The organism is Cognatiluteimonas sedimenti (assembly GCF_022808325.1).
Classification (GTDB): Bacteria; Pseudomonadota; Gammaproteobacteria; order Xanthomonadales; family Xanthomonadaceae; genus Cognatiluteimonas; species Cognatiluteimonas sedimenti.
This window is the reverse complement of record NZ_JALGCL010000002.1, coordinates 66,861-86,799: the sequence shown is the minus strand read 5'-3', so window position 1 is coordinate 86,799 and position 19,939 is coordinate 66,861. Positions and strand designations below refer to the sequence as shown.

Sequence of the window (19,939 nt, the reverse complement as noted above, 5' to 3'; positions counted from 1 at the left end):
GAGTTCCTTGGATATTGATTGCCGGGACTTCGGCCACGTCGGACAACGCCCAATACCGTTGTCCGCCAAACCGTGTCCCCACATCCCCCACCTCGCCGCTTCGCGTCGAGGTCGCCCCCTTGACTCAAGGGGGCTGGAGAAACGGAAACAATGCGAGCGTCAGGCGGCCTTGACCGCTTCGACCGCCTTGCGGGCGCCGTCGTTGATGTCGTCGGCGGCGATGATGGCCAGGCCCGAGTTCTTCAGCAGCGCCTTGCCGGCTTCGACGTTGGTGCCTTCCAGGCGCACGATCACCGGCACCTGCACGCCCACGTCCTTGACCGCGGCGATGATGCCCTCGGCGATCATGTCGCAGCGCACGATGCCACCGAAGATGTTGACGAAGATCGCCTTGACCTTGTCGCTGGACAGGATCAGCTTGAACGCCTCGGTCACGCGCTCCTTGTTGGCGCCGCCGCCGACGTCGAGGAAGTTCGCCGGCTCGCCGCCTTCCAGCTTGATCACGTCCATCGTCGCCATCGCCAGGCCGGCGCCGTTGACCATGCAGCCGATGTTGCCGTCCATGGTCACGTAGTTGAGGTCGTGCTGGCTGGCCTTGACCTCGGTTTCGTCCTCCTGGCGGATGTCGCGCATCGCGGCCAGGTCGGCGTGGCGGAAGGTGGCGTTGTCGTCGGAGTTGACCTTGCCGTCGAGCACCGCGAGGTTGCCGTCCTTCAGGATCGCCAGCGGGTTCAGCTCCACCAGCGCCAGGTCCTTGTCGTTGAACAGCTTGAACAGGCCCAGCATGATCTTCGTCAGCTGGTTGACCTGCTTGGCGCTCAGGCCGAGCGAGAAACCCATCTCGCGGCACTGGTAGGGCTGCAGGCCCTGGACGTAGTTCACGTGCAGGGTCTTGATCGCGTCCGGGTTTTCCTCGGCGGTCTTCTCGATCTCCACGCCGCCCTCGGACGAAGCGATGAAGGTGATCGACTTGGTCGAGCGGTCCACCAATACCGACAGGTACAGCTCCTGGGCGATGTCGGTGGCCTGGGTCACCAGCACGCTGTCGATCGGCAGGGCGACGCCGGCGGACTGGTAGGTTTCCATCCTGGTGCCGAGCATGCCCTTGGCGTACTCGCGGACCTCGTCCAGCGAGCGCGACAGCTTGACGCCGCCGGCCTTGCCGCGGCCGCCGGCGTGGATCTGCGCCTTGACCACCCAGAAATCGCCGCCGATGGCCTTGGCCGCATCGACCGCCTCTTCCGGCGTGCGCGCGACGCGCCCGGCGGGAACCGCAATGCCGTAGTCGGCAAACAACTGCTTGGCCTGGTATTCGTGGAAGTTCATCGATCGTCCAGCGGAGGAGGGGAACGCCCGGGCGGGCCGCGCCACGCAGGCCCATCGGGCCGGCCGGCACGCCGTCGAAACGCGAGCGGAACCGCCATTGTCGCGCATGCGCCGGCCGCGGGCAAAACCGGGGCGCCCGGCGAGCCGGGGCGCAAGGGGCCCGCGACACCCGCCTATACTCGCCGGCGACACCGCCCGCCCGGAGCCCGCGTGCCGCCCAGCCCCGCCACCGCGCGACGGACCAACGCGCCTTCCGACGCCGACGCCCATCGTCGCGACCAGTATTTCTTCAGCCTCTACCGGGTGTTCGAAGCCGCGCTGCTGGCGCTGATGCTGTTCAGCCCGACCGGCGCGCTGATCGGCGAACCGCGTCACGCCCTGGTTGGCAAGGCCACCACCGTCGTCTACCTCGCGGCCTCGGGGTTGCTGCTGTACTGGGCGCAGCGCCGGCGCGCACCGCGCACGCAGGTGATCGTCGGCACCACCATCGACATCGCCGCCGCCACCCTGGCGATCCACTCGCTGCCGATGGCCGCACCCGGCATCGCACTGCTGCTGATGTTCAACATCGGCGCGGCGGCGCTGATCGTGCCGCTGCGCTACGGCCTGGGCCTGGGGGCGCTGGCCAGCGCGACGATGATCGCCGAGTTCGTCTGGAACGCGCTGTTCGACACCGATACCGGGCACCCGTTGGCCGAGCGCGTGATGTTCGCGGTCAGCTACCTCTCGATCGCGATGCTCACCTACCTGCTCGGCCGGCAGATGCGCGAAAGCCAGGAGCTGGCCGCACGCCGCGGCGCCGAGGTCGCCGACCTGGCCGCGATCAACGAACTGATCATCCGCCGCATGCGCACCGGCGTGCTGCTGGTCGACGGCGACTGCCACATCCGCTTGGCCAACGAGGCCGCGCTGCTGCTGCTGGGCGAGGTCGAAGGCGAGCGCAACCTCGCGCTGGCCGCGCCGGAACTGGCGCGCCGCCTGCGCAAATGGCTGCGCGACGGCGAGCCCGACGACAGCCCGCTTCGCTTCGGCAGCGAGCAGCTCGAAGTGCTGCCGCGCTTCGCCCGCCTGCTGGCGCAGGGCGACAGCACCCTGGTGTTCCTCGACGACACCAGCCTGGTGTCGCGCCGCGCCGAATCGATGACCCTGGCCACGTTGGGCCGCTTCTCCGCCAGCCTCGCCCACGAGATCCGCAACCCGCTGGCGGCGATCAGCTACGCCACCCAGCTGCTGGAGGAATCCACCGAGATCTCCGCCGGCGACCGCCGCCTGCTGCAGATCGTCCACCAGCAATGCCTGCGCACCAACGGCATCGTCGAGAGCGTGCTCGGACTGGCGCGGCGCGAGCGCGCCAGCGCCGAGCACGTCGACCTGGTGACGTTCACCCGCCGCTTCGTCGAGGACTACAAGCAGATGCTGCCGCCCGAATCGGGCAGCGTGCAGGTCACCGGCGGCCCGCTGCCGGTGCCGGCGCTGGCCGACCCGCGCCACCTGCAGCAGGTGCTGACCGTGCTGCTGCAGAACGCGCTCACCTACGGCCACCTGCCCGGCGACCCGGCGCGGGTGACGCTGGCGGTGCACGCCGCCGACGGCCTCCCCACCATCGACGTGCTCGACCGTGGCCCGGGCATCTCCGCCGGCGCGCAGGTGCAGCTGTTCCGCCCGTTCTTCACCACTTCCGAGCACGGCACCGGCCTGGGGCTCTACATCGCGCGCGAACTGTGCCGCGCCAACGAAGCAACGCTCGACTACGTGCCCGTCCCCGGTGGCGGCAGCTGCTTCCGCGTCACCCTGCCGGGTCCGAACGCACTGCTGCCGGCGTAGGGCCGCCGCCCCCACCCTGCCGCGTTGCGCGCCGCCCCTCTTCCGCTGCCCGGGCGACGGCAGCACGGCGCGGGGCGAGGGCAAAGCCCCGAAAGCCACACTTGGCCCCCGCGCCACGCTTCCGCTAAGGTGCGCGCATGAGTGAACCCCGCGGAATCCCGTCCAGTGCGCTGATCGTCGACGACGAGCGCGACATCCGCGAATTGCTGGTCCTCACCCTGGGTCGCATGGGCCTGCGCACCGACACCGCCGCCTCGCTCGCCGCCGCGCGGGCGCAGCTGGCGCAGGGCCACTACGACCTGTGCCTGACCGACATGCGCCTGCCCGACGGTTCCGGCATCGACCTGGTCGCCGAGATCACCGCCCGCCACCCCGACACCCCGACCGCCGTCATCACCGCCTACGGCAACGTCGAAGCCGCGGTCGACGCGCTCAAGGCCGGCGCCTTCGACTTCGTCAACAAGCCGGTGGACATCAACGTCCTGCGCGGCCTGGTCAAGCACGCGCTGGACCTCAACCTGCGCCGCCGCGAAGCCGCCGGCAAGGCCGCCGCGGACGCCGGCCTCGGCCGCCTGCGCGGGGACTCGCCGGCGATGCAGGCGCTGCGCGCCACCGTCGCCAAGGTCGCGCGCAGCCAGGCGCCGATCGCCATCACCGGCGAATCGGGCGTCGGCAAGGAACTCGTCGCGCGCACCATCCATGCCGAAGGCGGCCGTGCCAAGGGTCCGTTCGTCCCGGTCAACTGCGGCGCGATCCCGGCCGAGCTGATGGAAAGCGAGTTCTTCGGCCACAAGAAGGGCAGCTTCACCGGCGCCCACGCCGACAAGCAGGGCCTGTTCCAGGCCGCCGACGGCGGCACCCTGTTCCTGGACGAGATCGCCGAGCTGCCGCTGCCGATGCAGGTCAAGCTGCTGCGCGCGATCCAGGAGAAATCGATCCGCCCGGTCGGCGCCGCGGCCGAAGTGCCGGTGGACGTACGCATCCTCAGCGCCACCCACAAGGACCTGGCCGCGCTGGTCGCCAACGGCAGCTTCCGCCACGATCTGTACTACCGCATCAACGTGATCGAGCTGCGGGTGCCGCCGCTGCGCGAGCGCCGCGACGACCTGCCGCAACTGGCGGCCGGCATCCTCGCGCGCCTGGGCCGCGAACAGAACCGCGCCGCGCCCGCGCTCGGCGACGACGCCCTGGCCGCGCTGCTGGCCTACCCCTTCCCCGGCAACGTGCGCGAACTGGAAAACATCCTCGAGCGCGCGCTCGCCCTGGCCGACGAAGACCACATCGACGCCGACGACCTGCGCCTGCCGGCCGCGCCGGCAGCCGCCGCGTCCGCGGTCGAGCCCGCAGCGCCGCCCGCACCACGCGCACCCGACGCCGCGCGCGACCCGCGCACCGTCAGCCCGTTCGAAAGCGCCACGACCGCCCTGCCTTCCTACATCGAGGAGGTCGAGCGACAGGCGATCGAACAGGCGCTGCAGGACAGCCGCTACAACAAGACCAAGGCGGCCAAGGCGCTCGGCATCACCTTCCGCGCGCTGCGCTACAAGCTCAAGAAGCTGGGAATCGACTGAGCAGATGGGGGCCGCCAAGCCATGCCGTCGCCGGCGCGCCCCGGCCGGGGACAATCGACCATGACCCGCTGGAAAGCGGCCGGCATCCACCTCGCCGCCAGCACCGTCGTCACCGCGGCTGCGCTGCTGGCACCGATGCTGCTGTGGTACCACTTCGACATGTGGCCCTTGTCGGGGCTGGGGCCGGCGCTTGCCGGCCTGTTCCTGGCCGTGCTGCTGGCAGGGCCGGGGCTGACCCTGATGGCGTACCGCGCGGGCAAGAAAACGCTGCGCCTCGACCTGGTGGTGATCGTGCTGATCCAGGTGGCTTTCCTGTCGTACGCCTGCTTCATGCTCAGCCGGATCCGGCCGGTATTCCTGGTCGCCGCCGGCGACCACCTGGTGCTGGTGCGGGCCATGGACATCGATCGCGGCGACCTGGCCGACGCCGGCATCGACCCGCACGCATTGTCCTGGACCGGCCCGCGCCTGGTCGGCCTCCAGGTACCGGGTTTTGAAGCACGGGACCTGCTGGCGGCGGGCGTGTATGCCCGCCAGTATCCGGAGCAACCAGCTTTTTATATTGCCTACGGACGATCGGCGCCGACGCTGCTGGCCAACGCCAGTCCGGTGGCGGCAACCGCCGCGCGCACGGCACGGGACCAGGCCACGATCACCGACGCACTCGCCAGCCTCGGGCGCGTGGAGTCACAGGTGCGCGCCATCCCGGTGAGCTCGCGCGCCGGCCGCGCCACCATGCTGGTCGATGCCGGCAATGGCCGTCCGCTGCGCGCCTTGCCGCTGGAGCTGGCCGGGGATTGAAACTGCACCCATGTCGCGCCGGCGCAACACCGGGCGGGCGGACTGCCTGCCGCAAATGGTCACGTCGGCGGCGCATGGTGACGCAACGGGTCACACCCGCCCATCGCAACCGGCACGATTTTTGTGACGCCGGTGACAGTTGCGTCCACCGCCCTGCCCGCTGGCCTTGCTGGCATGGCTTCTGCGTATGATCCACGTGCACGTGCATCGTTGCACGGCTACCCGACGGACCGGAATGGCCGGCCACGCGGGGCACGTGAAGTTCAACCACTCCTAGGGGATACACCATGAAGAAGTACCAGCAAGGCTTCACCCTGATCGAGCTGATGATCGTCATCGCGATCCTCGGCATCCTGATCGCCATTGCGCTGCCGGCGTACCAGGACTACACCGTCCGCGCCAAGGTGTCGGAGTGCGCCAACATGATGGCGTCCGCCAAGACCGCCGTGGCCGAGTACCGCGCATCGCACACCGCGCTGCCGACCAATGCCGCTGCCGCCGGCGTGGACACGCAGGCGACCAAGTACTGCGACCAGCTGACGATCGCCAACGGCGTGATCTCGGTTCAAGCTCCGTCCACCAAGACCGGCGGTACCGGCAACGTCACCATCATCGACTCGCCCACCGTCAACGCCACCAGCGGCGACATCGACTGGAAGTGCAAGGCCACCGGCACCACCAAGTACGCGCCGGGCACCTGCCGCTGATCCAGGGCTGCCGTTGCGCAACACCCGATACCCCGCTTCGGCGGGGTATTTTTTTGCCCGCGCACTAGACTAGGCCGATGAACGCTTCCCTGCGCCGACTGCCGCCCTGGCTGTGCGTGCTGGCCTGCCTGCTGCCGTTCCTGCCAGGGCTGGGCGGGCCGTTCCTGCTCGACGACGAGGCCAACCTGCGCAACCTGCTGGTGGGGCCGTTGTCGCTGCAGGGCGCCGTCGACGCGGCGCTGCGCAACCCGACCGGGCCGTTGCATCGGCCGCTGTCGAACCTGAGCTTCGCCGCCGACCTCTGGCTGCACGGGCGCACGCCGTTCGGCTTCAAGGTAGTGAACCTGTTGCTGCACGGCGCCTGCGGGTTGGCGCTGCTGGCCTTCGGCCGCGCCCTGCTGGCGGGCCTGTGGCCGCAGGCGTCGCCCGCGCGCCGCAATGCGGTGGCGCTGCTGGCGGCAATGCTGTGGACCGTGCACCCGTTGCAGGCCAGCACCGCGCTCTACGTGGTGCAAAGGATGGCGCAGCTCTCGACGCTGTTCCTGCTGCTGCTGGCCTGGCAGTTCCAGCGGTATCTCAACCGCGGCGACGCCAGCACCCGCGCTGCGCTGCGCTTCCTGCCTCGCTGGGCCGTGCTGGTCCTGCTGGCGGTGGCGTCCAAGGAGAACGGCGCGCTCGCGCCACTGCTGATGGCAGTGCAATGGGGCATGCACCGCACCGTCAATCGCGGGCAGCCGCGGCCACCGGCATGGTTGCCGGGGGTCAGCATCGCGCTGCCCCTGCTGCTGGGCGTGCTCGCCTTCGCGCTGCGCCCGGATTTCGTCCTGGGCGGCTACGCCGGCCGCGATTTCACCCTGCCGCAGCGCCTGCTGACCGAAGCGGTGGTGCTGTGGCATTACCTGCGCCTGTGGTTCATCCCGTGGATACCGTGGATGGGGCTGTACAACGACCTGCCCACGTTCGGCGTCGGCGACTGGGGTGGATGGGCGGCGATCGCGGCGTGGCTGGCGGTCCTGGCCGGCGCCTGGCACTGGCGGCGACGCTATCCCCTGGCCGCGTTCGCGGCGCTGTGGTTCCTCGCCGCGCATGCGATGGAATCGACCGTCCTGCCGCTGGAACTGGTGTACGAGCACCGCAACTACCTCGCCCTGCCGGGCATCGCACTGCTGAGCGCAAGCGCGATTGTGCGGCTGTCGGAGCGGCTGCGGATCCATGCAGCGCTGGCAGCCGCGGCCGCCATCGTGTTGCTGGCCGGCGCCACGCTGCAGCGCGCGCATGACTGGTCTTCACCGCAGCTGTTCGCCGCCAGCGAATACGCCCACCATCCACGCTCCGACCGCGCGGCGACCCAGTTGCTTGCCCTGTACGTCGCCAACGGCGACGTGGCCGCCACTGCCTCGATGCGTCGCAGGATCCACGCACTGGACCCGGACGCGTCGTGGCCGCTGGCGCTGGATCTGTCGATCCGCTGCAGCCAACCCGAAACGCCGGTGCAGTGGGATACGCTGGCGCGACGCATCCATCGGGACGGCACCGATGCCGCTACCATGAAGATGCTACGACAGGCGGCCATCAACATGATCGAAGGCAAGTGCCCGCACCTGGATCGCCCCCGCCTCGCACGCCTGCTCGAAACCGCGTATGCCAGGGCGCTCGCGGACGGCAACGGCAACCAGGTCGAATCCTTCGGCAGCTATCTTGGCTGGATGGCCAGCAGCCAGGGCGATACCGCGCGTGCGGCGCGCTGGATGCGGCGCACGGCCAAGGAAGCACCCGGTGCGGTGGAGGTGCTGTTCGACCTGGCCTACCTCGAACTCAATCGCGGCCGCCCCGAAGCCGCAGCCGATGCTGTCGCGGAGCTGCGGCGGCGGCAGCCGGGACACCGCCTGGTCGGCTACCGCATCGACGAACTGGATGCGCAGGTCACACAAGCACGCATGGCCGCCGCACCATCGCCAGGGACCGCGCCCGCACCCGGCAAGCGCGCGCCGTGAACATGCCATCCGGTAAGCGCGCCGTGTGGCTTGTCATCGGCCTGTGCCTGTTGCCGTTCCTGCCCGGCATCGCCGGGCCGTTCATGCTTGACGACAACGTCAACCTGCAGCCCGTGCTGTCCGCACTGCAGGACGGCGACTGGTGGCGCGCGATTTCCGGCAATGCGTCCGGCCCCTTCGGCCGGCCGCTGGCAATGGCCAGCTTCGCTGCAAACGCCATGGTCTCCGGCGAGTTTCCGCTGGGCTACAAGCTGGTGAACGTGCTGATCCATGGCTGCAACGGGCTGCTGGTGTTCGCGCTTGCCAGTCAGCTCTATCCCGCCATGGCCCGCGCCACAATGCCCACGCAGGCGCGCGGCGTGGCCCTGCTCGCCACAGCGCTCTGGCTGTTGCATCCGTTGCAGGTGGGCAGTGTCCTGTACGTGGTGCAACGGATGACGCTGCTGGCGACCACCGGCATGCTGCTTTCCCTGCTGGTGACGGCGCGTTTCCTGGGCGGGAATGACTTTGGCCCGCGCCGCAGCGCGCGCACCCTGGCGCTGGTCGTCCTCTGCAGTGTCCTGGGCTTGCTGGCCAAGGAAATCACGGTACTGGTGCCAGTCCTCATCGGGCTGCTGGCGGCCTTCATCCCTGCGCCGGATGGCGCCCAGGCCCGCCGCAGCCGCCGCGTGTTCGTGCTGCTGGCCGCAGTCCTGCCGGCGGCCCTGTATGCCTTGCTGTTGCTGGTGAACTGGGATGTCGTCATCGCGAGCTACCAGCGTCGCGACTTCACGCTACCGCAGCGCCTGGCCACGGAGCCGGTGATCCTGCTGCACTACCTGGGCGCGATGCTATGGCCCGACATCCGCCAGATGGGCTTGCACCTGGACTATCCCTTGCACCAGCCCGGCGATGCAGCATCCCTGGCCGCGACCGGGTTCTGGCTGCTCGCGGCAGTCACTGCATGGATCGGTCGCAGGCGCTTCCCGTTGGCCGCGTTCGCCATCCTCTGGTTCCTTGGATGCCACCTGCTCGAATCCACCGTTTTCGGCCTGGAACTGGCCTTCGAACATCGCAATTACCTGGCGCTGTTCGGCGTCGCCCTGTGGGCGGCGGGGTGTGCATGGAGTGTTTGCTCCGCGCGGCCGCGTGCCTTCCCCTGGCTCGCCTGCATCGTGGCGGCCATGCTGGGGGCCTGCACCCTGCAGCGTGCCCGTGAATGGTCGGATGAAGGCCGCTTCCTGCGCCTGGAAGCACAACGGCATCCCCAATCTTTCCGCGCCTTGAACAATCTGGGCGAGTACCATTTCCGCCACGGCGACGAGAAGGGCATGGCAAGCTCGACCGCCCTGCTCGCTTCGCGCTTCCCGGACAACTTCTTCGCCCAATCGCAAAAGCTCATCCTGGTCGCATGCCGGCTCCTGCCCGGGCCGCCGGACTGGCCCGAATTGCGACGCGTGGCGCTGCTGCACCCTGAGGATCCCTGGTCGTCCAGCGCGCTTGTATCGATCGCGGACAACACCAATCCCTATCCCTGCAACGGCATCGGCCGCGGCCAGCTTGAGGAATTCCTCGATGACCTGGCAGCGGAATACGGGCGACGCGGGCTGGCCGGTGGCGCGGGCGATGCGCTGCTCGCCAAGGCCCGCCTGCAACGCAACTTCAGCGATGAAAGCGGCTACGAAGCCCTGCTCGCGGAAGCGGTGGCGGCGGATGCGGCGCGCAATGACGCAGCCCTGGAATTGCTCGGGGCCTACCTGGCCCGGGGCGAATCCGCGAAAGCCGATGCCTTGGCCACGCAGCTTGAACCACGCCTGCGGGAAGGCGATGAAACCCGCCGGTTCCGCCAGCTGATGGCGCGCTACCGGGACCGGCCCAATTGAGTGCCCGTGCCGCGAGTGCGCCACCAGGCCATCCCGGGGGGGCCAAGCCGAAGGTCTGCTTCGTTCTGGCCTATCGTGCACCCGACTACATCCGCGGGCGCGCGCTCTGCGCGGCACTCGCAGGCTCCGGGGCGGTCGACCTGTGGCTGGCGGTCAATCGCACCAAGGGCATCAGGCGGTACTGGCAATCGATCCGCCAATTGCTGCACGTGCGCAGCAATTTCGATCCCGATGTCTACATCCTCGGATTCCGCGGCCACGAAATCGCGTGGCTGGTCCGCTGGCTGACACGCGACAGGCAGCTGGTCCTGGACGCGCTGATGTCGCCCTATGCCGCGATGAAGGAAGAGGGGAAGCTGGGGCTCCTGGGCCGGGTGCTGGCGCCATGCTGGCGGCGGTACGAGGGCGCGATCCTGCACCTGGCCGACGCGGTGCTGGCCGACACGCACCTGCAGGCCGCGTACTACCGCGATGAGTTCCGCCTACCCGTCGACAAGGTCATCGCGATACCGGTTGGCGCGATCGAGCGCGCGGGCGATCCGGCGATTCCCCCGTCGACGGCATCGCATGGGCCCTTGCGCGTGCTGTTCTATGGCTCGTTCCTGCCATTGCATGGCATGGACGTGATCCTGGATGCGGCTGCAAGCCTTTCCGACCTGCCGATCGAGTTCGATTTCATCGGCGGCAGCCGTGCCCAGGCACGGCAGTTCCGCGCCGCCTGCAACACCCGGGGCATCCAGCGCTACACGCATCGCCGCTGGGTTCCGTTAGAGCACTTGCTGCAGCACGAAATCCCGGGCGCCGACTTGTGCCTGGGTGGCCCGTTCGGCGGTACGCCGCAGGCGCGCCGCGTGGTCACCGGCAAGGCATCGCAATGCATGGCGTCGGGCAAGGCCACGGTCATCGGGCGGATCGACGAGGACTACGGATTCATCGACCGCGACAATTGCCTACTGGTGGAACAGGGCAATGCCGCGGCGCTGGCGGAGGCGATCCGATGGGCGCATGACCATCGCGCGGAACTGCCCGCCATCGGCAGGCGCGGGCGGGCGCTGTACGAGCAACGCCTGTCCGGGCGCGTAATCGGCGACCGCCTGTTGCCCTTGGTGCGCCAACTCGCCGCCAGGCATGCGACGAGGCGCCTGGCATGAGCAGCGTGAGCCAGCCGGATATCAGCGTATGCATCGCCAACTACAACGGCGGCGAACTCGTGCTTGAGTGCCTCGACTCGGCGTTTGCGCAGCAGGGCGGCTTCCGGATCGAAGTGCTCGTCCACGATGACGCGTCCAGCGATGGCTCGCCAGAACGGATACGCGCACGGTTCCCGAACGCACGGGTAATCGCCAGCGAAGCGAATTGTGGCTTCTGCATCAGCAACAACCGCATGGCCGCGGCAGCCAGCGGCCGCTACTTGCTGCTGCTCAACAACGATGCGGTGTTGCGCCCCGGCAGCCTGCAACGCCTGCTCCGGTTCGCCGAGGAGGGCCACCAGGACTGCATCCTGGGACTGCCGCAGTACGCCATGGCGGATGGAGCGCTGGTGGATCGCGGCTACCGCACGGATCCTTTCCTGAATCCAATCCCCATGCTCGACCCGCAAACCCATGAGGTCGGCGTGGCGACCGGCGCTTGCCTGTGGATACCAAGACAGACATGGGACGAGGTGGGCGGATTCCCGCCGTGGTTCGAGTCGGTTGCCGAGGACATCTTCCTGTGCCTGGCCGCGCGCCTGCTCGGCCATCGCGTCTTCGTGCTCGATGGCCCCGGCTTCGACCACTGGGTAGGCAAGCAACTGGGGGGCGGGAAGCTGGTGGATGGTGGATTGCAGACCACGGTGCGGCGTCGCGCGTTGAGCGAACGCAACAAGACGCTGACGATGCTGTGCTGCTATCCGTGGCCTGCCCTGGCCTGCATCCTGCCGATCCATGCGCTGCTGCTGGCGATCGAAGCCTGCGCCCTGCTGGTGTCCGGCGCGGGGGCCGCGACGGTGCTGGCGATCTATGCCCCGCTGCCGCGGCAGTTGTGGGCGCGGCGGCGGCAGGCCAGGGCGCTGCGACGAAGCCTGCGGCAACGGCGAACGGCCCCGCCGGCCACGCTGTTCGCGTTCACGCGCTGGATCCCGCAAAAACTGGCCATGCTGCTGCGCCACGGTTTCCCCGCGATCGGCAACTGACCGAACTCAACCGGCGCGGCGGTACAGGAAGAAGGGCTCGCGCCGGTTGACGCCGTGTTCCCGCGCATCGCAACCGGGAAGCAGTTCGTCGTGGGTGGCAATGCATGCGCGCAGGCCGCTGGCGGCGAAGCGATCGAAAATGTCGCGGCCGAAGAGCCTGGCGTGGTCTTCCTGGCCGTAGGCCTGCAACCGCGCCTGCTCGCTCGCGATCCCCGGATCGCTCCAGGTATGGTGCAGGGCGGCGCTGTAAGGTGTCTGCAGGATCGCGGCGCCGCCCGGCTTCAGTACCCGGTGGATCTCCGCAAGGGCGCGCCGGTCGTCGCCGACGTGCTCCAGCACATGATTGGCGATGACGAGGTCGAAGCTGCCGGCATCGAATGGCATCTCCTGGATGTCGGCCTGGCGGACGTCGTCCGAGCGCGGGTGCAGGTCGCAACGGACGTAGGCTTCCGGGCCCGCCGCGGCAATCCGGGGCGACAGGTGGCGTTCGGGGGCGAAGTGCAGGACCCGCAGCCCGCGAAGTCCATCCCAGAGGCCGGAGGCCTGCATGTACATGAGCAGGTGTCGTTCGCGGTCGTGCGCCCCGCAGCGCGGGCATGCATGGTTGCGGGTATCGCTGCCGACCATATCGAGCGCGTCCATCAACGCGACCCGCAGGCCACTCCGGTAGGGCATGAACCGCCAGACGCAATGCCCGCACATCACGCATCGGCGCCTGCCGCCCGGCAGCCAGCCAGCCAGGGCGTAACGCAGCAGCTTGATCGGGTCGTGGAACCGCATCCGCGTCACCTCCGGTAAAGGACGGCATGCCCGCCGCCACGGGCCGCGTCCGCCAGCCGCCCCCAGGCCTCCCCCGCGGCGCCACGCGCGACCGATGACGCAAGCAGGGCGAGCAAACGCCAGCGGGCCACGGGGGACGCGGCCATCACCCGCGGCAGCCATTCGTGCACGAGGGAGGCATTGCCCGACCGCAATGCATGGAATGCGGTCTTGCGCATGAAATCCGCCATCCCGGCGGCCAGGTCCGCGTCGGCGACGGCGCCGCGCGGCACGCTCTGGATGGCCTCCCAGTACAACGCGCGGACCCGGTCGTTCATTTCCGCGACCATCGACCCGCGCGTCGCAACCCGGTAAGCCGCCAGCGGCTCGCCCAGGTGCGCGAGATGGCCGTGCCGCGCATGCCACAGATGCGCGCGGTAGTCGATCTGCGGGACCTCGACATCCAGCCAGGCCCGCCGACCCGACGCCCGGAACAGCACGGAACTGTTGTTGAGGAAGTTCCCGCGGCGAAGCATGGCAGCCAGGTCGAACCGCGCATCGCCCACGTCGTTGAACAGCCCGATCCTGTTGCCGGCCGCGTCCACGGTGATCGCGTTGGTGTAAACCGCGGCGCAGTCGGCGTGCGCCTGCAGGTAGTCCAGCTGCCGCTGCAGTTTCCCCGGGAGCCAGTAATCATCGCCGTCCATCCGCGCGACGAAATCGCCGTCGGCGCAGGCGATGAGGTCGCGCATGTTGGCGAAGGCACCCACTCGCCGCGGGCGCCGCAACGGCAGGATCGTCCCGGGGTATTCGTCCGCGAGCGCCGCGACGATCTGGCTGGTGCCATCATCGGATGCGTCGTCGCCGACCAGCAACCGCAGGTCCGCATCGGCGTGCTGTTCGACGACGCTGCGCAGGCATTGCGCGATGAAACCGCGCTGGTTGCAGGTCGCCACGCATACGGTGACGCGCGGCGGACTCATGCCCTGCCCTCGTCGCCGGCGGCGGGTCGGGGCGCGGCGCCCGTGCGCAATGCGCGCCACAGCTCCCGCAGGTCGGCGAGCGCCGGGTGCCGGCCCAGCACCGCACCCGTGAGGTACACGATGACCGCTGCCGCGATCGCGGCGACCATTGCGCCGGTGCCCGGGGGAAGCCATCGCAGCACGAGCCAGCCGGCCGACGCGGCCAGCGCCGAGAGCAGCAACGTGCCGGCCTGGTCGCGCAGTTGCGCCAGCGCGCCGTAACCCAGCAGCTTCTTCGAATACCAGGTATTGACCGCGACTGCGAACAGGCTCGCGACCAGGACCGCCCAGGCGATCGCGACCGGGCCCCGGGGGCTGGCTGCGACGATCAGGCCGATCGATGCGATGCGCTTGACCAGCTCGAGCCGGAAGACCAGGTCCGAGCGCCCCTGCGCCCCGATGGCGGCCATGTTCAGCACGTGCAGCGGCCAGAACGCGGCGCTGGCGGAGAGGAGGCCCAGGATCGGCGCCGCCGGCGCCCAGCGCGGACCGTACAACATCACGACCAGCGGCTTGGCTATCACCGCGATGCCGACCATGCACGGCACGAACGCGAAGATCGCCACCCGCAGCGACAGGCGCAAGGCGCCGACCAGCTTGGCCGGCTGGTCGGCGATCGTCGAGAACACCGGCAGGCCAACGCGGTTCAATACCCCACTCATGAACTGCGCCGGCGCCTGCTGGGTGTTCTGTGCCAGGGTGTAATAGCCGAGCGCGCGCGAATCGAACATGCGCCCGATCAGCAATGACTGCAGGCGGATCGAGAGGGTGTTCAGCAGGTTGGCCAACAGCATGTAGCTGCCGAATGCGAACAACCTCCGGAACGATGCGAGCCGGAATCGCCCGCGCAGGCGCCAGCCGGAATACAGCCACAGCAGCGCGGCGCGCACGCCGATCGCCACGATCGACTGCCAGGCCAGGCTCCATACGCCGAAGCCGCGCCAGGCCAGCAGCACCGCGACCGCGCCCGAGGCGAGCGAGGCGAAGACTTCCGCGTTCGCCCGCGCGCGGAAGTCCAGCCGCTGCGTCAGCAGCGCATCGGGAACCGCAGCCAGCGCGCTGAGCGGCAGCACGAACAGCAGCAGCCGGACCAGCGGCACCAGCACGGGTTGCGAATAGAAGGCCGCGATGGAAGGCGCCGCAAGCCACAGGATGCAGCAGGCCACGACGCTGGCGCCGATGCCGGTCAGGAACACCGTGCTCTCGTCGTCGTCGCTGGTGCGCTGCTGCTGCACCAGCGCGGTGCCGAAGCCGGCATCGACCAGCAGCACGGCGACCGAAGTGAACACCAACAGCATCGCGACCAGGCCGAAGTCGGATGGCGAGAGTAGCCGCGCCAGCACGATCATCACCCCGAGCTGCACGCCATAGCGCGCCGCGATCTCCAGCGCGCTCCACCAGGTGGCGTTCGCGGCGCGATGGGTGAGGCTGCCAGAGGACGTCATAAGGCCAGTGCTGTGACGGCGACCATCAAGGCATCGCGACGCGATCGAATGCCGAAGTTAGCGCGCTGGCGGTGTCATCCGAAATCACGGAGTCCTGCCTTGCAAAGCCTCGAGGCGCAGCGTGACTGCTCGGCAACCGATGACCAAGGAGCTCGCATCGCTCGACTATGGCGCGCCAGGTCGGATGCGTGGAGCTACGGAATTCCTCCAGATCAATTCGCAAATGTCGCTCATTCGGCAACAAGGAGAGTTCGCGCTCTATGGAGGAATGCGTATAGGCGACCTGGCCAGCGACTTGCTCGTACTTGTTGCGGATGAGAAGCGACTCCGAACCCGGAGGTCGCGCCGAATACCATTGTTCGGAATCGCCCCAGAAGCGCTCTCGCGCGCGCAGCAAGCTCGCTGCGTTTTCCACAGGGTTGCGCCGAACATGCAGGAAAATGGCCTTGGGCAGCAGGGCCGAAAGCAGCGTCAGGTTGTATTGCAGGAGCAGCGCCTTTGCGGCAAATGGCTTTCCGAGAGCGCATTCAATGGCAGCAAGTCCCGCGACGAACCCGGCCCCGTCGGCACTCACCTGCTGCTCCTGGGACAGTGGTTCTGGCCACTGAAGCGGAAAAAAGCGCCGCCAGAAATACCAGAATTCATTAGGCTGCAACAAGCCGCGAGTCTTTCCGAGGTCCGACTCAAAACCGGATGGCGAAGCATCCGCAATCAGTTCATTCCTATAGTTGAATTGCGGATCGGTGAGCAGTTGTTGAATGCGCGCACCGACATATGGAGCAGCGTAAAAGCGCGACAGCAGGTTGGTTGGCCAGGAAAAACTCCCCGTAGCAGCCAGCCACTGCATTACCAGGGTGGTCCCACTGCGCGGCGGCCCGACCACGAGGAGCACCGGCAAGGTGGGTTGCGACGGCAACGCCAACCCCTGCTCCGCCCTGGAGAGCATGGCGTTCAACTCAACCAGCAAGGCCTCAAGGGACTCGTTACGGGCGAACCCGTTGTCTCGCCTAATATCGTCGGTCATCGTAGGACCTGTCGTCCAGGCTGGTCAGCGGCCCGCCGGCAATCGCGATGGCCTTCATCATGTAGACGCCGCGCCGATACGCCCCGACCGTCGGCGCCACAGCATTTCCCCTGATGATTGCCATCGCCAGGGAAGGAAAATCGGCGCCGGCAACTTGCGCAACGGGATAGGCCCCGCCAAAGCGAGGATTCAGATCCAACACGTACAAGCGACCATCGCGCGACTCCATGAAGTCGACGTCCAACGGCCCAACCGAGCCAATATCCTCTGCCAATCGATGGCTTAGTGCCAGGAGACCCGGGTGCTCGATGCTCTCCGCGTGCTGCGTTTCCCCACCTGCCATCAGGCGCTTCCTACATGGCACAACGGATAGCACGCGAGCGTCCATGTCGGAGAAGATGCTTGAGTTAAGCTCCTCCCCGACAATGAACTCTTGCACCAGCATGTCGGCCGCGTAACCATGAAACACCCGCATCTGCTCCACGGTGTTTGCGACGAACGTGTTCAGGCTGCCGAACCCGCGACGCGGCTTGACCACCAATGGGAATCGCAACAACCCTTCGGAGATCGACGCTTCGGCTTCTTCGATCGTTGCGACGGTGTACGGCACAAGATAGCCCATGGCTCGCAACCGATCATGCATCGCCGACTTGTCGTATGCGATCGCTACCGTACGCGGCGTGGCCAGCAGCGGCATGCACCCGGCGTTCGCCAGGCTGTCACGATGGGATGAGAGAAACGCGACATCCGGATCGTAGAAGGAAAGTACCGCATTGATTTCACGGCGGCCGCATAAATCAAGAACCGTTTCGAGGTATTCGCCAGATTCTATGGGTGGAAGGATGACTGCCTCGTCGCACGCAGCCAGGCCTACCGTCCATGCGGAGTGACTGGTGCCTATGATTCGCTCCCCAGGAAGTAGGTGCGGGCGAAAATAATCGGCCATGTACCCACGCCGGCCGATGCAGGAGAAAAGTAGGTTCATCTACTTAGGACCTGCAAGCCAAGCCAGTCTCCAACACGCTCTGCTCGCATGCATGGACGCAACACGGAGCCGTTCAACAAGAGGGTGGCCGGTGTGGCCCTGATGAAACGCGGGGTCAGCACGTGTGTGTAGGCACCGCAGTTGGGGAACAGAAGCCAGTCCCCGCGCTGCAACGGAGCTGTGCATCGCCGATGCAGGATGTCGGACTCCATGCATGTGTAGCCACTGACGACCGTTGCGTTGCTTGAATCGCCTTGCTGGACTGCGCTTGGGTTTGACGGCACGTGGATGAACGGCATGTCCATCGCGTGCTGCATCGGCTTAACCGTGTAAACACTGGCTGATGTAATCGCGTGACGTTGGCTGCCGATGGTTTTAATTGCCAAGACCTTCGCGGCAAACCAGGTTGTATCCGCAGCGAGGGCCACGCCCGGCTCCAGGATCAGGCGCGGCCCGGACATTGGCCAGTGCGACAAAAACTCGCCTGCGATAGCCGTTGCGTATTCGTCGAATGATGGGGGCGCGAATGGCATCTGTGCGGCGAGCTCAACCGGCATTGATCCGCAAAAGCCACCGCCAATGTCCATGTATTCCAACTCGCCGCCAAAAGCCCGGACCTCGTTCGCCAGCCCGGCTAACCTGGCCATGCGCTGGCTGAATTGCTTCGCACGCCGCGCCCCGGAAACATGGAGATGTATTCCGCATACGGCGACGTTCGGCAAGCTGCTCAGCTTAAGGTAGCAAGCTTGGAATTGCCCCGATTCGGCATCCAGCCCGAACCGTCCGCGGTCTCCCAGCCCCAGTTCGAAATTTACGCGTAACCCCACCCTGTACTGGTGGCTCGGATGATCAGTTGCCAGCCCAATGAGGTCCTGAACTTCATCTTCGCCGTCAAGATGCACGCGCGCCCCCAAGGCAAGCGCCCGCTCCACGTCAGCGACCGACTTGCCGACGCCGTTGAAGATGAGCGACGCCGTGGCAGCTCCCGCTTGTAGCGCCAACTCCATTTCGTGGGCCGAGACGACCTCGGCCGCGGCGCCCTCGGAAAACGCTGCCGCCATGGCAGCAGGCAGCCATTGCGTCTTGACGGACCAGCCGATTTCGACCTCGGGCAGTCCCGCCCTCAGAAAGGCTTCTCGAAATGCGCGGATATTCCCGCGAACCCGATCGGTAGATAGCAACCAGAACCCGTCACCATGCAAGGCGGCGGCGGCCGTGAGTTCCTGGTGGCTTGGCAGCACCGCTGCCTTGGCATCTACCAGCCGCATCAGGGGACAGCACCGCTAAGGGCCTTGAAAAGGCCAGCGACCGTTTCGATAGCGCCGTCAGGCAGCGACTGGCCGTTCGGCAACACGAGCACCCGCTCCGCCACCGCGCGCGTATTCGGAAGCAGCAGCCCCGCATGCGGGAACAGGTCGCGGTACGGTTTCATGCCGTGGCTGCCGGGCCAGAAATACTTGCGGGCGAGGATGTTCTCCGCGTGCAGCGCGGCGAGGATTTCGTCGCGCGAGGACGGGCAACCCCCTCCGACCTCGACCACGACGTAATGGTGGCTGTTGCGTTCGGACGCGTCGTAATCCAGTACCGCGACGCCGGGGACACCCGCGAAGGCCTGGTTGTACGCGGCGTGGTTGCGCCGGTTCGTCGCGACGATGCCGTCGAACCCGCCGAGGTTGGCCAGGCCCATCGCGGCGCACACCTCGATCATCTTGCCGTTGGTGCCGGGATGGATGACGTTGTCGTAGCCAATGAAGCCGAAGTTGCGCATCAGGCGCATGGCCTCGGCGAGTTCGTCGTCGTCGGTGACGACCGCGCCGCCCTCCATGGTGTTGAACGCCTTGGTGGCGTGGAAACTCAGGACTTCGCAGGCGCCGAAACGACCGATGCTCTCGCCTTTGTGCGTGCTGCCGAAGGCATGCGCCGCGTCGAACATGAGCTTGAGTCCGTGCTCGTCCGCGATCGACTGCAGTTCGTCGACGGGCGCCGCCCGGCCCCAGAGGTGGACGCCGATGATGCCGGTGGTGCGCGGCGTGATCATGCGGCGCACCGCACCGGGATCGAGGTTGTGCGTGGCCGGGTCGATGTCCGCGAAGACCGGGGTGATGCCCTGCCAGTAGAGCGCGTGCGCGGTCGCGACGAAGGTCCACGACGGCACGATCACCTCGCCTTGCAGCCCCAGCGCGCGGATGGCGATTTCCAGGGCGATGGTGCCGTTGCACATCGCCACGCAGTGCTTCACGCCCAGGTATTGCGCGATGCGCCGCTCGAACTCGCGCACCAGCGGGCCGTTGTTGGTCAGCCACTGGTTGTCGAGGACGTTTTCGACGTTGCGCAGGAATGCCTGACGATCGCCGATGTTGGGGCGCCCCACGTGCAGCGGTTCGGCGAAGGCAGGGGGGGCGCCGTTTATCGCCAGGTCCGCGCGGGATCGTATGGTCTTCATCGC

16 protein-coding genes are annotated in these 19,939 nt (G+C 67.6%); 8 read left to right on the top strand and 8 right to left on the bottom strand.

Annotated elements, in window-relative coordinates; all coding sequences use genetic code 11:
• Positions 1–159 precede the first annotated feature (159 nt).
• Entirely contained in the window at positions 160–1,326 is a 1,167-nt protein-coding gene (sucC, locus tag MQC88_RS07085; RefSeq protein WP_243320514.1) for an ADP-forming succinate--CoA ligase subunit beta, read from the bottom strand.
• Between the two features lie 210 nt (positions 1,327–1,536).
• On the opposite strand from sucC, the gene MQC88_RS07080 reads away from it, so the two are divergent.
• The 8 genes from MQC88_RS07080 (at position 1,537) to MQC88_RS07045 (ending at position 12,258) form a co-directional block, all read left to right on the top strand.
• Positions 1,537–3,150 carry a sensor histidine kinase gene (locus MQC88_RS07080; protein WP_243320512.1) on the top strand — a complete coding sequence of 538 codons (1,614 nt, stop codon included), beginning with the start codon at positions 1,537–1,539 and terminating at the stop codon, positions 3,148–3,150.
• Between the two features lie 137 nt (positions 3,151–3,287).
• Complete coding sequence (locus MQC88_RS07075; protein WP_243320510.1) at positions 3,288–4,721, top strand: sigma-54-dependent transcriptional regulator; 1,434 nt, start codon at positions 3,288–3,290, stop codon at positions 4,719–4,721.
• Positions 4,722–4,781: 60 nt separating this feature from the next.
• Positions 4,782–5,522 carry a hypothetical protein gene (locus tag MQC88_RS07070; protein ID WP_243320508.1) on the top strand — a complete coding sequence of 247 codons (741 nt, stop codon included), beginning with the start codon at positions 4,782–4,784 and terminating at the stop codon, positions 5,520–5,522.
• Positions 5,523–5,809: 287 nt separating this feature from the next.
• A complete protein-coding gene (locus tag MQC88_RS07065) occupies positions 5,810–6,229 on the top strand; it encodes a pilin (protein ID WP_243320506.1) in 420 nt (139 codons plus the stop codon).
• Between the two features lie 77 nt (positions 6,230–6,306).
• Entirely contained in the window at positions 6,307–8,223 is a 1,917-nt protein-coding gene (locus tag MQC88_RS07060) for a tetratricopeptide repeat protein (RefSeq protein WP_243320504.1), read from the top strand.
• A gap of 2 nt (positions 8,224–8,225) precedes the next feature.
• Entirely contained in the window at positions 8,226–10,085 is a 1,860-nt protein-coding gene (locus MQC88_RS07055) for a hypothetical protein (protein ID WP_243320502.1), read from the top strand.
• The gene (locus MQC88_RS07050; RefSeq protein ID WP_243320499.1) at positions 10,082–11,236 is read left to right on the top strand and encodes a glycosyltransferase; all 1,155 of its coding nucleotides are present in this window, start codon (positions 10,082–10,084) and stop codon (positions 11,234–11,236) included. Before MQC88_RS07055 ends, MQC88_RS07050 begins: the two co-directional genes overlap by 4 nt.
• A complete protein-coding gene (locus MQC88_RS07045) occupies positions 11,233–12,258 on the top strand; it encodes a glycosyltransferase family 2 protein (protein WP_243320496.1) in 1,026 nt (341 codons plus the stop codon). Before MQC88_RS07050 ends, MQC88_RS07045 begins: the two co-directional genes overlap by 4 nt.
• 6 nt (positions 12,259–12,264) lie before the next feature.
• On the opposite strand, the gene MQC88_RS07040 is transcribed toward MQC88_RS07045, so the two are convergent.
• Genes MQC88_RS07040 through MQC88_RS07010 form a run of 7 tightly spaced genes read right to left on the bottom strand, consistent with a single transcriptional unit; the run spans position 12,265 to position 19,936 of the window.
• Positions 12,265–13,038 (bottom strand): class I SAM-dependent methyltransferase, encoded by a 774-nt coding sequence (locus tag MQC88_RS07040; RefSeq protein WP_243320494.1) that lies wholly within the window; start codon positions 13,036–13,038, stop codon positions 12,265–12,267.
• 5 nt (positions 13,039–13,043) lie between these two features.
• Complete coding sequence (locus tag MQC88_RS07035) at positions 13,044–14,000, bottom strand: glycosyltransferase (RefSeq protein WP_243320492.1); 957 nt, start codon at positions 13,998–14,000, stop codon at positions 13,044–13,046.
• The gene (locus MQC88_RS07030) at positions 13,997–15,484 is read right to left on the bottom strand and encodes a lipopolysaccharide biosynthesis protein (RefSeq protein WP_243320490.1); all 1,488 of its coding nucleotides are present in this window, start codon (positions 15,482–15,484) and stop codon (positions 13,997–13,999) included. Before MQC88_RS07030 ends, MQC88_RS07035 begins: the two co-directional genes overlap by 4 nt.
• Before the next feature lie 25 nt (positions 15,485–15,509).
• Complete coding sequence (locus MQC88_RS07025) at positions 15,510–16,508, bottom strand: sulfotransferase (protein ID WP_243320488.1); 999 nt, start codon at positions 16,506–16,508, stop codon at positions 15,510–15,512.
• Positions 16,492–17,493 (bottom strand): ATP-grasp domain-containing protein, encoded by a 1,002-nt coding sequence (locus MQC88_RS07020; protein WP_343226374.1) that lies wholly within the window; start codon positions 17,491–17,493, stop codon positions 16,492–16,494. The genes MQC88_RS07025 and MQC88_RS07020 overlap by 17 nt, the downstream gene beginning before the upstream one ends.
• The gene (locus MQC88_RS07015; protein WP_243320484.1) at positions 17,490–18,761 is read right to left on the bottom strand and encodes a type III PLP-dependent enzyme domain-containing protein; all 1,272 of its coding nucleotides are present in this window, start codon (positions 18,759–18,761) and stop codon (positions 17,490–17,492) included. The genes MQC88_RS07020 and MQC88_RS07015 overlap by 4 nt, the downstream gene beginning before the upstream one ends.
• Positions 18,761–19,936, bottom strand: coding sequence for a DegT/DnrJ/EryC1/StrS family aminotransferase (locus MQC88_RS07010; RefSeq protein ID WP_243320481.1), 1,176 nt, complete (start codon positions 19,934–19,936; stop codon positions 18,761–18,763). Before MQC88_RS07010 ends, MQC88_RS07015 begins: the two co-directional genes overlap by 1 nt.
• Between the last annotated feature and the right edge of the window lie 3 nt (positions 19,937–19,939).